The following is a 16,474-nucleotide window of genomic DNA, read 5'->3' as shown; positions in this document are numbered from 1 at the left end:
CATCATGACGGTGCAGCGCTGCAACTTCTCCGCCCCACGGCCGGAGGCCCAGGTGTCGATCAGGACTTGCGGGTCCGGTCATGGGCCGGTGCCACGCGGTCACATGGTCTACGACGTGTCCGACTGGTTCAGGGACCCGCACGTGTCCGTGGCGATGCGGCAGATGACTGCCCGAGATCCTGAGGTCGTCCAGAACGTGTTGCGCCAACCAGGAGCACGGGCCTTCGCCCAGACGCTGTTCGAGGCGGTGTCCCTGCCGGTCGGCTTGGGGCTGGGTGTGGTGCGGGTCGTGGTGTTCTGTGTTGGAGGTCGCCACCGGGGACCGGCGTTCGGGCAGATCCTTGCCGCGCGGTGCCGGGCAGAAGGGTGGCAGGTCGACCTGCGTCACCGGGACCTGGACAAGCCCGTTCTTGCAACGACGCGGACTCCAGGAGCTGCTGACCTTCGTGGGTTCGCGACGAGTGCGTGAAGCGCCTCGCCGAGGTGGCGGGTGTAGGCGGGCGGGATCGCCTCGGCCAGGTCCTTCTTGTTGCTCATCCAGGGGATGCCCATGGCCCGCTGCCAGTCCGTGACCGATCCCTTGCCGCCTCCGTCGCCATAGACGGCGTACATGTCGCCCTCGTAGTTGCGGCCGTGGCGGTACCCGGCGACTCGATGCCCTCGGTGGGAGGGGTGCGCCGGGTTCGGCATCGTCCAGCCGGACAGTTCGAACTGGCGGTGGCGGTAGACCTTGAGGTCGTACATCAGCCCGCACAGCAGGACGTCGCGTCGCATTGGGGCGCGTCCGATGGGCTGTTCGATCACGTATGGGCGTCCGGTGGCGTCCAGTGCTTCGCGGGTTACCTCGAGGAGGCTGGTGTGCAGTCCCGCGCGGGCGGCGTTGGTGCCCAGGGTGAGCGCGCAGTCTCGCTGACAGGGTGGTCCGGCGTGGATGGCCGCGAACTGGTGGCCGTGGTCGCGGATGTAGGTGACGGCGTCGGCCTGGACGAACTCGCTGCCCGCGTAGCCGTCGGCGTGGTCTTCGATGTCGACCCCGACGACGTGGAAGCCCGCCGCTTCATAACCTGCCGACGATCCGCCCTTGCGGCAGAAGGCGTCGAGCAGCAGGGGGCGGGCCATTCGCCCGCCCCTCGGTGTCCGGTCAGGAAGAGGGCGAGTCGAGCGGCCATTGCCTGGTCAGAGCACCGGGCCGAGGTTGCGGGCGCACCAGTAGAACGGGAACGACGGGGAGGCGTAGAGGACGCCTGCGCCGGCGCTTTTGTTGGCAAGGACGAACTGCACCGTGCCGTCGGTGAGGTGTTCGGTGCCGACGAGGAAGCCGCGGGAGGTGCAGATGCCTCGGAACGGGGGCGGGTACCAGGCGGGGTCACCCTCGACGGCGGGCGTTGCTGTGCCGGTGGACAGGTGGCGGACGACCGTCGGGCCGACCATGACCGCCACGTCCAGGAAGGCCTGGGTGTTGTCGCTCTTCATGGCGTGCACGCCGAGCTCCACCCAGTCACCGGCCGCGGCGGGCAGTTCCAGGGCGAAGTCGACCGGCAGGCCGGTGGCGTCGCCGGGGTAGCTCCACGCCCCGTTGGTGTCCGGCAAGGGTGAGACGTTGCCGGTGGTGATGTAGGCGTGGCGGATGACGGTCCTGGAGGCCTTGCCCGCCAGGGTGTCGGCGAGGCCGGTCACGTCGGCCTGGGCGTGGCCGTGCCCGGATGGGGCCTTGCCTGCCAGGGTGCTGTCCAGCCCGGTGACGTCTGCCGTCAGGTGGGTGTGGGTGGTGTTGGCCTTGCCGGTCAGTCCGGTCGTGAGAGCGGCTGTCGTGGCGTACGGGGCGAGCGCGGTGTTGAGCCTGGACGCGTTGAGGTAGTGGGGGTGGTCGTCGTTGCTCAATCCCGTGAGCGCCCCGTGGTCGGTGACTCCGCCGCCGGGGTGGGCTTCCAGGTAGTCGACCCGCGCGTCCAGGGCCACGAGGTCGGCTGTGGTCGCGTAGGACTGGGCCGGGATCGGGGTGACGGCGGGGCTGATGTCGGCCAGTTCGAGCACGCCGACGGTGGAGCGGGGAACCGGGATGCGGTAGCGGCGCAAGGGGAACCCGGCGAGTCGCTCGATCACCTCATAGGTCCAGCCGGTCGGGGTGATGGCGGGATCGTCGGTGACAGGCAGGGACACGGTGAACTCGCCTGCGGTGACGATCGCGGCGATGGTGGCCGGGATGACCACGGTGTCGTCGGCGGTGACCCGCAGGACTGCGGGCGGCACGAAGTGCACCACGCCGGTCGGGGTCACACCGTCGGGCAGGGCGCTGTAGCGGCCGTGGACGGTGACGCGCTGGACGGACGGCGGGAGGGGCACCGGATCACCCCTTTGGGCCTGATCAGGTGCGGCTAAAAGGGAACATCTTGGTGCCCGCGGTGGCGTTGGTGAAAACGAAGGTCACGACGCTGCCGAAGTCGTTGGGATCTCCCAGCGGGTACAGGACGTCGCCCGTGGTGGCCGGGATGGTGAAGGTGACCGGGGTGACGCTCTGACCTGCGACCTTGCGGGTGATCGTCACGGCCACCGTGGCGGCTCCGGCGTCGGTCTTGGTGAACCGGACGAAGGTCTTGCCCGCGCTGTTGTTCTGCACGGAGTTGCCGTTGATGGCGTCGACGGCGACACCGCCACCGAGCGGCGTCGCCACGCCCTGGGGGATGTCGATGACGGGGACGGCCGTGGCCGGCATCGCTCACGCCTTTCGTTGTGCTGCTGGGCAACCGGTTCGCGGTGGCCGGTGGGTCAGTAGTCGTGGCGACGGTCGCCGATCACGGCGGCGACGGCCGCGGCGATGGCCACCAGGGTGCCCAGGACCAGCAGCCACGCCATTCCGTCCAGGACCAGGCCCAGCACGATGCACAGCGTGGAACCGGCCATGAGGATGAGTGCGAGGAACAGCACGGGCTACGCGTCGCGCGTCAGGTTCGGCGGCTGCTCGGCCGATGGCACCTGGTGCGGCTCCGGCTGTTCGGTGTCCGGCTGTTCGGCAGGGGCCGGGCGCGGTGCGGCCTCGGGTTCCTGCTCGGTGTCCGCCGGGCCGGGGTACTGGGACGGGTCGGTCACGAAGACTCCTGTGGGCGCAATGGAACAAGCCCTCACCCGATCTCAGAGGTGAGGGCTTGCGTCCAGGGGTATCCGACCAGGCGACGGGGGGACGTCAGGGGGTCGGGGCGCGTCCACACGGGACCAGCGCCGGATGTGGGCAGAGTTCTGCCCGCTGGAAACGATGATATAGCAAGAGATCAGGACGGCAACGCCACGATGGAGTGACCCCGCACGGGGACTTCGGCGAGCACGGCGCGGGCGCGGTCGAGGTCGTACAGCGCGTGACGACGGTGGTAGGTCTCGACCTGGCAGTGCGCCCGGATGGTGTTCACCGAGCGCTGGGTGAGGAACGCCAGGGAGTGGCGGTCGATCAACGTGCGGTCGGGTCCTACCAGGACGATGAACTCCTGCCTTCCCATTGGTGCCCCCTAAGTCCAGTGCACGGTGATGTTCGCCGTGGCGACGAGGTCGAACACCTTGCCTGCGTCCTCGTCGCTGATCTCGTCGCCGCAGCCGTCTGGGCCGTGTTGTTCGAACATCTCATAGACGGACAACAGTTCGACGTCGCCCGCGTGCTCGACCAGCAGTGCCGCGGCGTAGGCCTTGCACTCGTCGTGGGTCATTCGGGAACCTCCTTTCACAGCGTCGAGCGCCGCACGTTGATCAGGTCCAGCCAGTCGTAGATCCTTGGGCAGCGGGAGCACCGGCCGCCCTCGACTCGTTGCCGCAGTGCGGTTCGGTGGTCGAGGATCAAGGCCGGGTAGACCCGGCCGGTGCACGAGGCGGTCAGGCACGGCCCTACGGCCTTGGGTGGGCTGTCGCCGGCCAAACGGCGGGCTTGGTGGTGCAGTTCGGAGATGTCGCCTGCCAGTTCGTCCACCCACTGCTGGGTGGCGCACCACTCCACGCGCGGCAACAACCAGCCGATCTCTCGTGACAGGTCCAGCGTGCCTCTGGGTGGGGGTTCGTCGCGTTCCTGTCGCAGCCACGAGGTGATGCCGTGCAGGGTGCCGAGCAGGGACCGGACGTCGCGTTCCACGTCGTCCGGTCCGTCCCCGGTGGACCTGCTGCGGTAGTCGTCGGCCACCAGGGCGTCGGCTCGTCCTGGGATGGACGAGCCGAACCCCGGTGCCCGGCGGACGGCAGGCTGGCCGCGGCCTGGTGTCTTGGTCGCGCGGATGATCACCGCGTAGGTTTCGACCTCCCGCAGGTGGCGCTGCATCCGCTCGGTGCAGTACTCGCAGGCGTACCGGTGGTAGGCCTCGTGGAAGCAGTTCGTCACCAGACACAGCGCCATCAGGGTGTTCCTCCAGGGTCATGTCGTGCTCGCCGTGCCGCGCCTGGTCACCGGTGCCGTAGGCCTGCGTCGAGTACTGCGCAGGTCAGACAGAGCGCCAGGCCCACGGCCGCGGCCTGCCAGTGGCCCGAGACCGCCCAGCCCAGCAGGCCGAGCACCAGGGCGACCATCCCGACGACCCCGAGGGGTGGCAGTGGGCTGGTGCTCACGTGATCCGCACCGATCGCCACATCTGTGGCGTTTCCGCGTCGGCCTTGCCTGCCTGGGCGGGCAGGCCGAGGATCTCCAGCAGGGTCAGCAGGTCGTCTGCGTCTTGGGCGTGGTGGGCGACCGCGCGGACCGCTCGGCGTTGCTGCCACTGCTCCAGCGGTGGCGGGCAGATCCCGACAGCGATGCAGTCTCGGGAGTACTGGGCGCTGCTCACCACGTGGTCCCTCCGTCCGGGGTGCAGCTCGGGCCGGGGTCGCTGGGCGGGCACGGTTCGGCCGGGGAGTCGATGGGGGTCGTCACGTCGAAGCCCACGGCGATCGGGTCGGCGTAGACGCCCCGGCCGGGCGCGGTCACCCGCGTGCGGGTCGTACTGGCGGTGGTCTTGCAGCTGGTCGTGTGCTTGCCGGTCATTCCGCAGGTACGGCAGGTCATCGGGTTTCCTCCTTCTGGGCAACGGTGTCCATCTGGGCGAAAGGCCTCCATCCGGCGTCGACCAAAGCCTGGGCGATGCCGACGGCCTTGCGGCGACGCAGAATCCACGCCAAGGCGTGGACCGCCTGGTTGTCGGTCGTGAGGTCCAGCCGCGGGCGGTCGACTGCCGACGGGTCGATGACCCTGGTGGCAGCCTCGATCAGCTGGGCGCGGTTCATCGCGTGTCGTCCTCTCTGTTGCTGATTTCTGTTGTGTCGCAACGGGATTGGGTCAGCCGTCGCGGACGTCGGGCCGTCAGTTGCCGGGCTGTTCGCCGTAGCCGGACAGGCGAAGCAGCTCGACCAGGCGGTGCAGTTCGAGGCGGACCAACGTGGTGCTCAGGTGCCCGCCGAGGCGGGGCGGCACCTGGTGCACCGGGGCGAGGAGCTGGGCGAGGTCGACCAGGGTCACCCAGGCCCACCACGCTCCGGGGTCGGCGCGGCCCCTGCGGCGCTCGACCACCACGGCGTAGTCGGCCCCGGCGGCGACGGCTTGGGCGGTGGCCTGGGTCATCGTCGTGGTGACGTTGAGCCGGGCCACGTACTTGGCCTGCCAGACGATGCCGGGGGTGCCGGCGATGTCGCCTTGGTCAGCGCTTGCGACGGGGCCGCGCCTCCATCCGTTGTCCGCCTTGCGTTTGGCCAGGGGCCACCACTGGCGCAGGTACCGGGCCAACATCCGCTCTGTGTCGTGTCCCTTGCGCCGGGAGGCTTTGCCCCGTGCCGAGGCAGTGCTGTCGGTGGTCACGAGGCACCTCGCACGCGGTCGCGGCGGTGGTGGGCCAGGTGATCTATCCACAGGGTGTTGATCAGGGTGAGGACAAGTGCCGTGTACAGGACCCGGTCGGGGTGGTTGCCCAGCAGCCACGCCCCGATGGCACCGCCTGAGGTCCAGGCGGCGAGTACCCAGAGAAGGCCGCGGAAGCACAGGCGGATCACGGGGAGCGGCTCCAATCGGGTTGTTCGGGGGTCCATGCCGGCATTCCGTTGCGGTAGCGGTAATCGGGGTCGCGTGGGGTCCAGGGCAGTTCGCGGGTGGAGTGGCCGAGCAGCGTTGGGAAGTCTCTGACTTCCCGTCCTCCGCGCCAGGAGACGAACTCCACGAGGTCGGGGTGTTCGCGGTTGGCGGCCTCGCGGTGAGCTCGCAGGCCCAGGCCGAATTCCGGCCAGCGCAACAGCAGGCTGGACCCGGTGGGCCGCAGCTTGCGCCCGCCGGTCAGTTCCCCGCCGTGGCCCACGTGAGCCTCGATCACCAGCCCGAACGAGTACTTGACCCGCAGGTGGTCGAAAGCGTCGACCAGCGCCTTGGCGGCGGGTTCGTCGCGGATGTCGAGCTTGGACATCTTGTAGAGCGGGCCGCCCACGACCAGGTCCGGCGCGGTGAGGGCGATGGCCTGCTCGACGCGGGCCAGTTCGGTGGGGTTGGCCAGGTCCACGCCTTCCGGGCGGATGACCATGCGGACCTGATCGGCCCAGTCGATCGGGTCGGCGTCGGCCATGGAGCGCACCAGGTCGACCCGGTCCCGCAGACGCACCCAGCGACGCCGCACCTGGCGGCGGGAGTTCTCGCAGTCCAGCAGCAGCACACGCGCTCCCTTCTCGTTGTTGATCTGGCCGGTGAACGGGTGGAGCCCACTCGCCAACGCCATGCCCAGTTGGGCCACCAGTTCGGTCTTGCCTGTGCCCTCAAACCCGGTGAGCACCAGGCGGTCGGTGCGTTCCAGCAGGTCGGGCACCAGCCAGTCGTGTGGTTCCTCCGCCATCGCCGCCAGGTCGGCCAGGCTCATCGGTTTGTCCGGCTCCGCCAGGCCATAGCCGGATTCGATCTCGTCCACGCAGCTGCGCAGGCTGGTCAGGACGTCGCCGATGTCGGCTGCGTGGGCTCCGTGTTCGGCGAGCTGGGCCAGGCGTTGGCCGGACTGGTGGACGCGGCGCAGGTACAGCGCCCGCAGGACCTCCTCGGCGTAGTAGTCGAACGAGACCCATGGCGGGGTCGCGGTGACGGCGTCGGTGACGAACCGGTGGACTCGCTGGGCCTTGTGGTCGGTGCCCACGACGGACGCCGCGTCGGTGGCGACCACGAGGGGGTCGATCGGGATTCGGCGGGTGATCCGGTCGCGCAGCACGGTGGCCACGACGTCGTGGACCGGGTCGTGCCAGGCGTCCGGTGGGACCAGCAGGAACTTGGCGGTGATCGGTTCGGGGCATTCGTGGGACAGGACGATGGCCAGCACTTGGCGTTCCGCCACCAGATCCGCGGGGATCGGGTTGACGGTCACCAGTCGACCGGCCTTCCGCTGACCGGGTCGTGGTTGACCGGCCTCCAGCCGCCGGGCCATCGGTCGTTGGGTTCGGGCTTGGCGGCCATGACCGTCAGTTCCCGGTCGATGGTCGCGAACCCCTTTGCCCCGGCGGATCGGGCCGCGGCAAGGACTCGGCCGGGTTCGTTGTGGGCGAGCAGCTCGCGGGCGAGCCTGCCGACCTGGCCGCGCTGGGCCGAGGAGGGCTGGACACCGTTGGCGGTCAACGCCTCTACCCAGGCCGCCACGACCTCGCCCGCCGTGGTGTCCGAACCAGGTACGGACTGGTTGGTGGCCGCCGTTCCCGAAGGGTTCTTCTCTTTCTTCTGGACGGGACTGGACGGGACGGGACGGGTACGTGTTGGACCCTGGTTGTGTTCTGGTTCGGACCTGGTGGTGTCTCTGGTTTTTCCTTGGCGCAGTTCAGGTTCCGAGTTGGGTTCGTTCTCGTGTGTGTCTGGTTGCGTGCTGGTTCGGTTCTGGTTCGGTCCAGAGGCGCGGACCGGCAGCAGGGCCATGTCCGGCACGTCGACCAGGGCACGGTTCGCCTTGCGGATGAAGCAGCCACGACAGGACACGACGATGTTGACCAGCGTGTTCCCGGCTTGGGGGTCCACCGCGTCGTAGGTGGCCCCGACGGTGCTGCGGCGGTCCTTCCAGTTCACCAGCGAACCGCAGTAGCGGCACCGGTTCTTGTCCCGCGCCCGGATGTCCTTGAGTAGTTCGGGGTCCCGGTACAGGGCGGTCTTGCGTTGCCACCAGACACGTTCCAGTTCGACCTGGTTGCGGGTCGGCTGCCACTTGTTCCAGTTGCGGAAGCGCCAGCCGGTGTCGCCGTCCTGCTCGGCGTCGACCCACAGTTGGGCGTCGACCAGCCGGACGGCCAACTCTGCGGCGTTGACGCCCCAGCGCATGACGGCGTAGTCGGGAACGAAGCCGTTGGTGAGGTGGTGGGCCGACCATGAACCCGCCACGGCCCACAGGCCCATGGCCTCCAGGCCCGCGCGCATGGGCTTGCGGTGGCTGTGCAGGCCGTCGTCCACCTTGAACCAAGTCATTGGGTCACTCCCGGTGCATCAGGTCGGCCAGGGCCGCCCCGTTCAAGATCGCGAGAAGTTCGGCGCGGTCGACCCGGCCGTGGTTGAGGCAGGCGCGGGCGAGTTGGATTCGCGCCCACAGTTCCTGTGCGGATGGGATGACGCCCTCGTTGATGGTGTTACGGGGCAAGGGATTGAGGTTGGTCACGGGCCACTCCCGCTGACGAACTCGAAGGGGTGGTCGGCGGCGGGATGGAGCGGCTCGAAGCACTCCACCCCGCCGCCCTTCAGACGGTGCCGACGCCGCGCGGCAGGCCGCGAACCGGACGGCGACGCCGGGGATTGCAGTCCCCCAGGGGCGTCACCGGGTCGCAGTGGGCTGCCGGGCGTCGGCACCGGGCTTGGGGAAGGTCAGGCGGCGGTCTGGGGTCGGTCTCGCTGTTGTGCTTGCGGGGCCACGGGGTCGGACATCTTGGCGGGTTCGTCGTCGGCGACAACTTCCGCGTCCACCACGTCGTCGTCGAACGCCAGGCGGGGAAGCCCGGACCGCATCGTCTCTGCGGCCTCGTGCTGCCCGGCCTTGGCCGCGCGTGCGATGTCCTTTCGGAACTCCGCCGAGGTCGGCACCATCCGCGCCAGCTCCCGCAGCACGGTCTTGAGCCACATCCGGTCAGGCCAGACCGACCAGGGCGACGTGGAGGACTTGGCGGTCTTGCTGACCGCCCGCACCTTCTCGATCTCCCGGCGGGTGCGGAACACCACCTGGGAGATCGCCCCGTCCATCATTTCCGCGTAGGCGTAGGCACCTTTCATCTCGCCTCGGTCGGCCCACCAGTCCGGGCGGTGATGGGGAACCCGCATGTAGGAGGGCTCCCACGAGAACCGGGGCCGGGGCCGGCCGGTGCGGGGGTCGATGTCCTGCGGGTCCGGAATCAGGTCGTGTTCATAGACGATCTCGCACTTGACCGCGCGCACAGCGCCTGCGCGGTACATCAGCTCGATCATGCCCCGGTAGTCGGCGATCCCGACGACCTCGCCGCCCATCGGCACCAGGTGGTAGGTGTCGCCTACCTCCAGGCCCAGCCGGGCGCAGTCGAGCAGCGCCGAGAGCACGGAGCCGGGGTTGTTCTTCAGGATGGTCTGGAGTTGGGCGCTGCGCCGCAGTTCGCCCTGGGTGACGCGCACCCACTGGTCGGGGCTGATGTGGGTGGGCAGCACGGCGGCGAAGTCGCCGCGGTACTGCTCGATCATGCCCTTGTCCTTGGTGGCAACGGCTTGCCCTATGGTCTGTCCGCTCACGCGGCCTCGATCCCTTGCGCGAACTTGGTCTTGGTGCTGGCAGGCCGGAGAAACGGCCTGCCTCCATGGGGTCCTGGCACCCGGACGGCGATCCGCCGCCCCTCACACGTCGCTCGGCGCGCCGAGCCCATGACGTCCATCAACTGGGCCGCCGCGGCGCGCTTCTGTTCCGCGGCCGTGGTTTCGGCGGCGCACCCCCCGAGGTAGGCCACGGCCACCTCGTAGGGCACCTCCACCTCCACGTCCTCCAGGTCCGGGTTGAGGTCCCGGACGGTGCGGTACGTGGCGTCGTGGCCGTCCAGTGGTGGCCGGTCACCCTTCTGCAGGCTGTCCCAGAAGGACTCGGCGGCGTCGCGCATGAGGACGGCCTCGGGCTCGTTCCAGTGCACGACGTACTCACGGGCGTCGGACAGTCCGATGAGGACGGCCAGGTGCGCGGTCGTGAAGCCCAGGGTGTCCAGGTACCACATGCACTGGGCGCGGTAGTGCACCGGAACCTCGTCGGTGCCGGGCTTGCCCCACGCCTCCGCGCTGCGGTCGGTCTTGATCTCCAGCACCCGGCGTCTCGCCATCAGCCGGTCCGGGTTGGCGAGCTGCCACGGCCGTTGCCTGTTCCTCCAGGTCCCGGTCCGGGCCACCCTGACACCGGGGTGGGTGTCGCGGTACCAGCGGGCGATGGTGTCCTCGTGGCGGTGGCCCCACGACATTTCCGGGCTGACGGGCTTGCCCTCGACGGTGCCCGCCTTGCGGTGCCACAACGAGAAAGCCGACTCCCACGGGGAGATCCCCAGGATGGCGGCGATGTCGCTTCCACCGATGCCGGTGGCCCGCAACGCGTGCCACTGCTCGGAGCCGTCGGCGTGGCGGCCGACCAGGTCCGCGCACGTGCTGAGCCGGGGCACGATCATGAGCGGTGCCACCGTTCGTACTCGCGCTCTGCTTCGACCGCCTGGCGGACCAGTTCGGCCACCGCGGCGTCCAACTCCTGCTCGCTCACGAAGTCCGACGACCATTCCGCCCAACTCTCGCGGGCGAAGACCGCCACGGCGTCCAGGTCTTCCACGGCGGCCAGGTTCATCACGGCCATGCCCTCAAACGGCTGATCGCACACGCAGTGCTCGGAGTGCCCGACCAGGTAGTTGTCTTCCTCGTCCTGCCAGACGGCCACCATGTCGAACCGGCACGCCTCCTCCGACGCGTCGTGGGCAGCCAGCAGCCGCAGGCCGTACCGATCGGGAGTCCTCAGAATGTTCGACTTCACGGGGAGTCGACCTCCGCGGCGTCGTAGCCGAACTCCAGCGGCAGCAGGGGCGAGCCCTGGCGGGCCTCGGACGCCTGGCGCAGCAGGTCCTGCGCCGCTTGGGCATCGGCCACCGCCACGACCTCGATGCGGCAGAACTGGGCCGTGGGGACGACCGCGCCGTTGTCGTGCCTGGTCGTGACCGAGGTGCAGTCCACGATGCCCACCACCAGATGCCGGCGGGCGGGATCGGCGATCAGGTCCTGGGCGATGACGTCCAGGCCGTTGGCGGTTCCCTTGGGCAGCCTGGAAGACAGTTTGGTACTCATGTCGGACTCCCTCAGGGATGGTCAGTGGTGGCGGGCGGGCCGGGCGGCCAGGCGTGCGCGGTGCTTGCGGACGTAGGGCATGGCCTGGTTGAGCGCGTGGAGTTCCGCTATCCATGCCTCGTCGGCCTGGGCGTCGTGCTCGCCGCCGGGGTCGTCGTCGGTTGCGGTGTAGGGCTCGGCGAGCGAGATCACGACGCCGATCACGCACAGGGCGAGCACGGCGAGTACCGCCGTGATGACGGCGAACATCACGCGTCCCCGAGTGGAACGGTCTCCACCGCCTTGCGCAGAGCGCTCAACGCGGTTTCGGCGATCTCGCGGGGGTCCTTCCACGGCACGGCGGCCACGGCCATCGTGAGGTACTGCACCGTCTGCGGCCTGGCCAGCGCCTGGCCGAGCTGGTGGCGTACACCGTCGGTGATCGCCTCGGTGAGGTCGTCCACGTCCTCCGACAGCCACACCATCGACAGGTCGGAGTCCTTGCGCCGCCACGCCTCGAAGGTCGGCAGGCCGTCCCACTCATCGGTCACGGCGATGTGGGACCTGGTCTCGGTCCACCGCAGGGTCACCTGGCCGTCGGTCCAGTGCACGCCGTAGGCGACGATGGCACCAGGAGAACCCGGCTCGTCGTCGTTCTCGTGGCGGTACAGGGCGAAGACGTGTGGGCAGCGGTCGTCACGGGAGCCCCACAGGGCGGCCATGACGCGGCGTTCCCGCTCGACCTGGAGCGCCAGGCGAAGCCGGGCGATCTCGATCTGGGGGTCTGGGCTGGGGATGTAGTCCAGGGTCGCCGTCATCAGGCACCGTCCGGGATGGACGGGCCGGTCTGTTCGTGCACGGCCGCGGCCATCTGGTTGGCGTCGGCGTGCAGTTCCAGCAGCATGGCCGCATCGGTCAGGGCGTGCCACAGGACGGTCCGGTGGTCGTGCTTGTGGGACTCGGCGCGGTACACCGCGGCAACACGACGTCGGCACTTGGCCATGCGGCGCAACCACTCGCCGTAGGGCATGGTCGTGCACTCGCTCGACACTGCCTTGAGTTCTGCAAGCGCCTCGTTCAGGCGGCGGAGCAGCGTCGGGATCGGCTTGCCGTGCAAGGGAATGACGGTAGACATGGCACCTCAGGCGGGTCGTGTGTGAACGGCTCGGGTTACCTCGGCGGGGATGCGGCGGGAGGGCCGCAACGCGGCGACCTGGTCAATCTGGGCGGTGGACGGCACGGGCCAGGTGGCGACGGTGGCGCGGATGAACGCCACGGTCTCCTCGGACAGCACCGACCACGGCCAGTTGTCGCTGGTGGTGGCCTCGGGGCAGGTCATGCGGCCTCGCGGTTCGCGGGCCTGACCAACGCGCTGATCTGGTCGAGTACACGGGAGGCCTCGCGGTCCTGCGGGTCCCATGCCTCCAACATGCTTACGGGGCAACGGAAAGCACGAGCGATCTTGATAAGAAGGTCGGGTGGCGCGGATCGGGTGCCACGCTCGAAGTCACTCACGGACGTCGCCTTGACGCCGATGACATCGGCGAGCTGACGTTGGGTCCATCCCTTGGCTCGGCGAGCCCATCGCAGGGCTTCCGGTGAGTGATTGAGCGCCGCCCGGCGAGGTGGTTCCGTCCTCTGCGGCATGAGCCGGACGCTAACCCCGCGATGTCTACTTTTGCCACGGAAGTAGACAGACTCCGGCAGTTCTCTACCCATTGGGGGGACCAATGCGCGACTTTGGCCCAGCCGATAAGGTGCCGGGCCATGAGCGAGGACGAACGCGACCCGAAAGTTGCCCACGCTCTCGCGCAGTTGTTGCGACAGGCCCAGGACGACAAAGCCAGCGACGTCAAGGGATGGACGTTGCAGTCGCTGATCGACGAGGTGGACATCTCCCGTTCCCGCTGGTACCAGATCCTCAACGTGCGCAGACACGGGGAAGTGGTGTGGCCCAAGGCGGTGAGCGTCGCGTCATTGGCCGTGAGCTTGGGCATCACGGCTCAGCAGCTGATCGACATCGGCCGGCCTGACGCCGCCAAGGAGGTCGAGCCCCTCATGGTCAAGACCATGAGCGCGGACGAGTTCCTGCGGCACGAGCTGCGTAGGAAGTTCAGGGAGTGCGGGAGCTTCCCCCCGTTCCTGGCCTGGGTGGCGGACACGGTCGGGGACCTTGCTTCCACCGCGTCCACTCAGGATGGTGACATCCGCTCGGCCGACTGAGTGACATGTTGCGCCGCCCTCGGCCACCAGGTAGACACGCGATGTCTACTTTTCATGATCGAATTCAGGTGGTGGCCACGATGTCGAACCGGCGTGCGCGCGTTGCGGATTCGCCCGGCCATGCCCGAGGCGCGGCCGTGGCCGGCGCAGCCATCGCCGCCGCGGCCGTGTGCTGCTGGGTGGTCGTCGGGCAGATCGCCCAGGCCGAACACCGGCTGACCCGCAGGCTCAACCAGTTCGAGGTCGCCAACGACGACGCGCTGACCGCGATCGAGGTCCGCCTGGCCCAGCTCCGCCGCGTACTGGTGCCTCCGGTGCTGCGGACCTGGCTCGCCCAGGAGGCGGACGACGCCGAGCGGCGCGAGGAGGCGGGACAGGTGACCCCGATGCCGGGGCAGCGCCCACGGCGCGCGGACGGCTGAGCAGCCCGCGGCCGGACCCGCGCACGGCGGGGGGTGTCCTGGGTAGGCTCGCCGCCACGGCCGTGCTGGGCGACCGCAAGGACCCGTGACTGCTCACGGGACCCCACCCAGCACGAAGCCCCCGCCGGTACCAACGGCGGGGGCTTCGTGTGTTCGGGTGCTAGGTCAGGACGTCGGCCCGTCCCAGCGGGTCAGCACCGACCGGGACTGTTCCTCGTTCAGCATGACCACGGGCAGGACGATGACCTGTTCGCGTTCTGCCCGGTGTACGGCCGCCCAGCCGCTCACCAGCATCGGACCGGCGTTCTCGTCCGTGTGCGGGTTGATCAGGTGGATGAACACCAGCGGCACGGTCAGGTCCGCCTGGTTCACCTCCTGCTCCGTCACGTGGACCGTCGACCCGATCCCGAACCAGCCGGTGATGTCGGCCTGGTCGACCTGGTAGTCCGCTGCGAACTCCCGTGCCGCGGTGACGTTGAACGAGCACGCCAGGTAGTGCAGCGTCTCGTCTGCGGGCAGCGTTCGCACCATCGTGAGCATGCGCCCGGAGCCGATCTCGTGGCGCGTCACGGGGGCGTCGTTCCTGTTGGTCATCGTCGGCCCTTGCCCTTCTTGCGGCGCTTGCTGCTGCGGGAGGGCTTGTTACTGCGGGACGGGTTGCTGCTGCGGGACGGGTTGCCCCATGACGCGCTGGCTGCCGTCTCGACCGCCTCGGGGTCGTGTTCCAGGTCGAACAGGCGGCAGTGGAACACGGCCAGGAAGGCGGCGGCGAACCCCGGCGAGGTCAGGTCCTCGAAGTGCACCTGGGCGTACTCCGACGCCTCGTCCAGCACGCCGTTGTACTGCCACGCGGTGAACCTGAGGAGCCGGTCCAGTTGGTCAGCCGACAACAACGTGGCCCCGTAGCGCTTGGCCTCCTCCAACTCCTCGAACTTCAAGATGTGGTCGCACCACAGGAACTCACCACGAATCCGCCACGTGTCGCGGCCGTTGGTGAACTCGCCCTCGCCGTTCGGGTCGTACGCGGTGAAGTCCTCCGTCTCCATCGTGTACGCCATTCCCTGGAACTGGTCCCAGGTGTCGCCCTGCCGGTCCACGTGCTGCACGCCGTTGCACTTCGGGGCGCGGCAGTAGGTGAGCCAACACGGTCCAGTCGCCCACCGGTCCGGGTCTGCCTCCAGGAACGCCGCCACGATGTCGCGCGCCTGCACGTGGGTCAGGCCGTAGTCGTCGGCGTTGGCCTTGTCGCACACCTCCTGCGCCTGAGCGGGGTTCTGGCCCCACACCCACGGCCGGGACGAGTCGCCCTGGCCCGAGGCCACTTCCGGGTCCGGGTTGCCGACGGTGATCAACGCCGGGACGTACCCGTCGACCTCCGTCCGGTACTGCTCCAAGATCACCCAGCACTGTTCAGTCACTTCAACACCTCCAGGGCAGCGGCACGCACGGACGGGGTGACGTACCCCTGACATCCGACGGCCAGGAACAATTCGTTGGCGCACAACCGGTGTTCGTCGGCCTGGGAGTCGGACATGTCGCCCAACATCAGGTCGCAGTCCCCGCACCTGCGGTGCGCCAGGTGGCAGACCAGGCAGGCGACGTCGGCCGTGTGCCAGCAGCCGTCCACGAAGTGGTCGGCGAGCCTGGCCACCGCCGTGTCGAGGTCCGTCGGGACGGGAAGCCCGACGCGGTCACCGTCACCGTCGGCACACGCGTCGAAGGCGCACCCGGAGCAGAAGCCCTCCGGTGTGAACGGCAGTTCGGAGTCGCCGCACTCGCGGCAGACCGTCGCCACCACAGTGGATTCGCCCATCATTCGAAGCTCACCCCGAACTCTTCCCACCGCTCCGGGATCAACCAGGAATCGATGTCGTGCCAGTGCCTGGACATCTCGATTTCGAAGACGGCCAGGAAAGCGGCACCGAAAACCGGCGACTCGGCACCCTGGTCCGAGTACCGCTGAAGCGCGTACTCGATCGCGCGGTCCAGCGCGTCGTTGTACAGATCCGGTTTGATTTCCCAGCAGATGTCCACCAGTTCAGGCGTCACGTGGGCCGTGAACGCAGCCCGCCGGTCCTGCTCATCGGTCCCGCCCCACCGCCAGTCGCGCCACATCAACTCTTCGCGGAAACGCCAGGTGCCACGGTCATCGCTGAACTCTCCGTCACCCGACCAGTCGTACGCGGTGTAGTCCGACACCGTCGGGTCCATGGCCATCCCCTGCATCTGGGGCCACTCCACATCGGCCGCTCCCATGTGGACAACGCCGTTGCACCTTTCCCGGAAGCAGTTGTCCAGCGAACACGGGCCGGTCTCCCACCGGGCCGGGTCCGCCTCCAGGAACGCCACCACCATGTCGCGCGCCTGCACGTGGGTCAGGCCGTAGTCCTCGACGTTGGCCTGGTCGCACATCTTCTGGGCCTCAGCCCAGGTCCGACCCCACACCCGTGGCCGGGCCGAGTCGCCCGCGCCCATCTGTGGGTCGGGGTTGCCGACGGTGATCAACGCCGGGACGAACCCGTCGACCTCCGTCCGGTGCTGCTCAAAGATCACCCAAAACCGTTCGGTCACTACCCATCTCCTCGCGTTTGCCAAAGCA

At 68.9% G+C, this 16,474-nt stretch carries 33 protein-coding genes; 3 read left to right on the top strand and 30 right to left on the bottom strand.

The features are described from left to right. Positions 1-4: 4 nt before the first annotated feature. Positions 5-469, top strand: a complete 465-nt coding sequence (locus tag JNUCC0626_RS19915; protein WP_394621274.1) for a RapZ C-terminal domain-containing protein — start codon at positions 5-7, stop codon at positions 467-469. Here JNUCC0626_RS19915 and JNUCC0626_RS19910 read toward each other — a convergent pair. The 26 genes from JNUCC0626_RS19910 to JNUCC0626_RS19785 all read right to left on the bottom strand — a co-directional run bounded on the left by JNUCC0626_RS19910 (position 385) and on the right by JNUCC0626_RS19785 (position 12,877). After that, positions 385-1,119 carry a DNA methylase gene (locus JNUCC0626_RS19910; RefSeq protein WP_394621273.1) on the bottom strand — a complete coding sequence of 245 codons (735 nt, stop codon included), beginning with the start codon at positions 1,117-1,119 and terminating at the stop codon, positions 385-387. The two genes, JNUCC0626_RS19915 and JNUCC0626_RS19910, sit on opposite strands and share 85 nt — an antisense overlap. 57 nt (positions 1,120-1,176) lie before the next feature. Further along, on the bottom strand, positions 1,177-2,343 hold the full coding sequence (locus JNUCC0626_RS19905; RefSeq protein WP_394621272.1) for a hypothetical protein: 1,167 nt from the start codon (positions 2,341-2,343) through the stop codon (positions 1,177-1,179). A 22-nt stretch (positions 2,344-2,365) separates the two neighbouring features. Further along, a complete protein-coding gene (locus tag JNUCC0626_RS19900) occupies positions 2,366-2,713 on the bottom strand; it encodes a hypothetical protein (protein WP_394621271.1) in 348 nt (115 codons plus the stop codon). 53 nt (positions 2,714-2,766) lie between these two features. Further along, positions 2,767-2,925: a hypothetical protein gene (locus JNUCC0626_RS19895; protein WP_394621270.1), complete on the bottom strand. Its 159-nt coding sequence runs from the start codon at positions 2,923-2,925 to the stop codon at positions 2,767-2,769. Between the two features lie 3 nt (positions 2,926-2,928). Beyond that, positions 2,929-3,087: a hypothetical protein gene (locus JNUCC0626_RS19890; protein WP_394621269.1), complete on the bottom strand. Its 159-nt coding sequence runs from the start codon at positions 3,085-3,087 to the stop codon at positions 2,929-2,931. A 179-nt stretch (positions 3,088-3,266) separates the two neighbouring features. Continuing rightward, positions 3,267-3,488 carry a hypothetical protein gene (locus JNUCC0626_RS19885; protein ID WP_394621268.1) on the bottom strand — a complete coding sequence of 74 codons (222 nt, stop codon included), beginning with the start codon at positions 3,486-3,488 and terminating at the stop codon, positions 3,267-3,269. A 9-nt stretch (positions 3,489-3,497) separates the two neighbouring features. After that, entirely contained in the window at positions 3,498-3,692 is a 195-nt protein-coding gene (locus tag JNUCC0626_RS19880; protein ID WP_394621267.1) for a hypothetical protein, read from the bottom strand. A 14-nt stretch (positions 3,693-3,706) separates the two neighbouring features. Next, positions 3,707-4,366, bottom strand: coding sequence for a hypothetical protein (locus JNUCC0626_RS19875; RefSeq protein ID WP_394621266.1), 660 nt, complete (start codon positions 4,364-4,366; stop codon positions 3,707-3,709). Positions 4,367-4,413: 47 nt separating this feature from the next. Further along, positions 4,414-4,575 carry a hypothetical protein gene (locus JNUCC0626_RS19870; RefSeq protein WP_394621265.1) on the bottom strand — a complete coding sequence of 54 codons (162 nt, stop codon included), beginning with the start codon at positions 4,573-4,575 and terminating at the stop codon, positions 4,414-4,416. After that, positions 4,572-4,790, bottom strand: coding sequence for a hypothetical protein (locus JNUCC0626_RS19865; RefSeq protein WP_394621264.1), 219 nt, complete (start codon positions 4,788-4,790; stop codon positions 4,572-4,574). The genes JNUCC0626_RS19870 and JNUCC0626_RS19865 overlap by 4 nt, the downstream gene beginning before the upstream one ends. Next, the gene (locus JNUCC0626_RS19860; protein ID WP_394621263.1) at positions 4,787-5,008 is read right to left on the bottom strand and encodes a hypothetical protein; all 222 of its coding nucleotides are present in this window, start codon (positions 5,006-5,008) and stop codon (positions 4,787-4,789) included. Before JNUCC0626_RS19860 ends, JNUCC0626_RS19865 begins: the two co-directional genes overlap by 4 nt. After that, positions 5,005-5,226: a hypothetical protein gene (locus tag JNUCC0626_RS19855; protein ID WP_394621262.1), complete on the bottom strand. Its 222-nt coding sequence runs from the start codon at positions 5,224-5,226 to the stop codon at positions 5,005-5,007. The genes JNUCC0626_RS19860 and JNUCC0626_RS19855 overlap by 4 nt, the downstream gene beginning before the upstream one ends. Positions 5,227-5,302: 76 nt before the next feature. Beyond that, positions 5,303-5,794, bottom strand: coding sequence for a hypothetical protein (locus JNUCC0626_RS19850; protein WP_394621261.1), 492 nt, complete (start codon positions 5,792-5,794; stop codon positions 5,303-5,305). After that, positions 5,791-5,985, bottom strand: a complete 195-nt coding sequence (locus JNUCC0626_RS19845) for a hypothetical protein (protein ID WP_394621260.1) — start codon at positions 5,983-5,985, stop codon at positions 5,791-5,793. The genes JNUCC0626_RS19850 and JNUCC0626_RS19845 overlap by 4 nt, the downstream gene beginning before the upstream one ends. Beyond that, positions 5,982-7,325, bottom strand: coding sequence for an AAA family ATPase (locus JNUCC0626_RS19840; protein ID WP_394621259.1), 1,344 nt, complete (start codon positions 7,323-7,325; stop codon positions 5,982-5,984). The genes JNUCC0626_RS19845 and JNUCC0626_RS19840 overlap by 4 nt, the downstream gene beginning before the upstream one ends. Next, a complete protein-coding gene (locus JNUCC0626_RS19835) occupies positions 7,322-8,404 on the bottom strand; it encodes an HNH endonuclease (RefSeq protein ID WP_394621258.1) in 1,083 nt (360 codons plus the stop codon). Before JNUCC0626_RS19835 ends, JNUCC0626_RS19840 begins: the two co-directional genes overlap by 4 nt. A gap of 4 nt (positions 8,405-8,408) precedes the next feature. Next, positions 8,409-8,591, bottom strand: coding sequence for a hypothetical protein (locus JNUCC0626_RS19830; RefSeq protein ID WP_394621257.1), 183 nt, complete (start codon positions 8,589-8,591; stop codon positions 8,409-8,411). 203 nt (positions 8,592-8,794) lie between these two features. Continuing rightward, entirely contained in the window at positions 8,795-9,682 is an 888-nt protein-coding gene (locus JNUCC0626_RS19825; protein ID WP_394621256.1) for a recombinase RecT, read from the bottom strand. Further along, the gene (locus tag JNUCC0626_RS19820; protein WP_394621255.1) at positions 9,679-10,590 is read right to left on the bottom strand and encodes a YqaJ viral recombinase family protein; all 912 of its coding nucleotides are present in this window, start codon (positions 10,588-10,590) and stop codon (positions 9,679-9,681) included. The genes JNUCC0626_RS19825 and JNUCC0626_RS19820 overlap by 4 nt, the downstream gene beginning before the upstream one ends. After that, on the bottom strand, positions 10,587-10,943 hold the full coding sequence (locus tag JNUCC0626_RS19815; RefSeq protein ID WP_394621254.1) for a DUF7574 domain-containing protein: 357 nt from the start codon (positions 10,941-10,943) through the stop codon (positions 10,587-10,589). Before JNUCC0626_RS19815 ends, JNUCC0626_RS19820 begins: the two co-directional genes overlap by 4 nt. After that, on the bottom strand, positions 10,940-11,251 hold the full coding sequence (locus JNUCC0626_RS19810; protein WP_394621253.1) for a hypothetical protein: 312 nt from the start codon (positions 11,249-11,251) through the stop codon (positions 10,940-10,942). The genes JNUCC0626_RS19815 and JNUCC0626_RS19810 overlap by 4 nt, the downstream gene beginning before the upstream one ends. Before the next feature lie 21 nt (positions 11,252-11,272). Beyond that, on the bottom strand, positions 11,273-11,500 hold the full coding sequence (locus JNUCC0626_RS19805) for a hypothetical protein (protein ID WP_394621252.1): 228 nt from the start codon (positions 11,498-11,500) through the stop codon (positions 11,273-11,275). Next, positions 11,500-12,048 (bottom strand): hypothetical protein, encoded by a 549-nt coding sequence (locus JNUCC0626_RS19800; RefSeq protein ID WP_394621251.1) that lies wholly within the window; start codon positions 12,046-12,048, stop codon positions 11,500-11,502. Before JNUCC0626_RS19800 ends, JNUCC0626_RS19805 begins: the two co-directional genes overlap by 1 nt. Continuing rightward, on the bottom strand, positions 12,048-12,365 hold the full coding sequence (locus JNUCC0626_RS19795; RefSeq protein ID WP_394621250.1) for a hypothetical protein: 318 nt from the start codon (positions 12,363-12,365) through the stop codon (positions 12,048-12,050). The genes JNUCC0626_RS19800 and JNUCC0626_RS19795 overlap by 1 nt, the downstream gene beginning before the upstream one ends. Positions 12,366-12,371: 6 nt before the next feature. After that, the gene (locus JNUCC0626_RS19790; RefSeq protein WP_394621249.1) at positions 12,372-12,569 is read right to left on the bottom strand and encodes a hypothetical protein; all 198 of its coding nucleotides are present in this window, start codon (positions 12,567-12,569) and stop codon (positions 12,372-12,374) included. Beyond that, positions 12,566-12,877, bottom strand: a complete 312-nt coding sequence (locus JNUCC0626_RS19785; RefSeq protein WP_394621248.1) for a helix-turn-helix domain-containing protein — start codon at positions 12,875-12,877, stop codon at positions 12,566-12,568. The genes JNUCC0626_RS19790 and JNUCC0626_RS19785 overlap by 4 nt, the downstream gene beginning before the upstream one ends. 120 nt (positions 12,878-12,997) lie before the next feature. On the opposite strand from JNUCC0626_RS19785, the gene JNUCC0626_RS19780 reads away from it, so the two are divergent. Both JNUCC0626_RS19780 and JNUCC0626_RS19775 read left to right on the top strand, forming a co-directional pair. Continuing rightward, on the top strand, positions 12,998-13,453 hold the full coding sequence (locus JNUCC0626_RS19780) for a hypothetical protein (RefSeq protein WP_394621247.1): 456 nt from the start codon (positions 12,998-13,000) through the stop codon (positions 13,451-13,453). Positions 13,454-13,590: 137 nt separating this feature from the next. Then, positions 13,591-13,875: a hypothetical protein gene (locus JNUCC0626_RS19775; protein WP_394621246.1), complete on the top strand. Its 285-nt coding sequence runs from the start codon at positions 13,591-13,593 to the stop codon at positions 13,873-13,875. Between the two features lie 165 nt (positions 13,876-14,040). On the opposite strand, the gene JNUCC0626_RS19770 is transcribed toward JNUCC0626_RS19775, so the two are convergent. From JNUCC0626_RS19770 to JNUCC0626_RS19755, 4 genes are read right to left on the bottom strand one after another with little or no spacing between them, the layout of a single operon-like run. Further along, the gene (locus tag JNUCC0626_RS19770; protein ID WP_394621245.1) at positions 14,041-14,469 is read right to left on the bottom strand and encodes a hypothetical protein; all 429 of its coding nucleotides are present in this window, start codon (positions 14,467-14,469) and stop codon (positions 14,041-14,043) included. Further along, a complete protein-coding gene (locus JNUCC0626_RS19765; protein WP_394621244.1) occupies positions 14,466-15,293 on the bottom strand; it encodes a hypothetical protein in 828 nt (275 codons plus the stop codon). Before JNUCC0626_RS19765 ends, JNUCC0626_RS19770 begins: the two co-directional genes overlap by 4 nt. After that, a complete protein-coding gene (locus JNUCC0626_RS19760) occupies positions 15,290-15,691 on the bottom strand; it encodes a hypothetical protein (protein WP_394621243.1) in 402 nt (133 codons plus the stop codon). Before JNUCC0626_RS19760 ends, JNUCC0626_RS19765 begins: the two co-directional genes overlap by 4 nt. Then, positions 15,688-16,446 (bottom strand): hypothetical protein, encoded by a 759-nt coding sequence (locus tag JNUCC0626_RS19755; protein WP_394621242.1) that lies wholly within the window; start codon positions 16,444-16,446, stop codon positions 15,688-15,690. The genes JNUCC0626_RS19760 and JNUCC0626_RS19755 overlap by 4 nt, the downstream gene beginning before the upstream one ends. Positions 16,447-16,474: the final 28 nt, after the last annotated feature.

It is taken from the genome of Lentzea sp. JNUCC 0626 (genome assembly GCF_043632865.1).
Lineage (GTDB): Bacteria > Actinomycetota > Actinomycetes > Mycobacteriales > Pseudonocardiaceae > Lentzea.
This window is presented reverse-complemented; position numbering and strand designations above follow the sequence as displayed.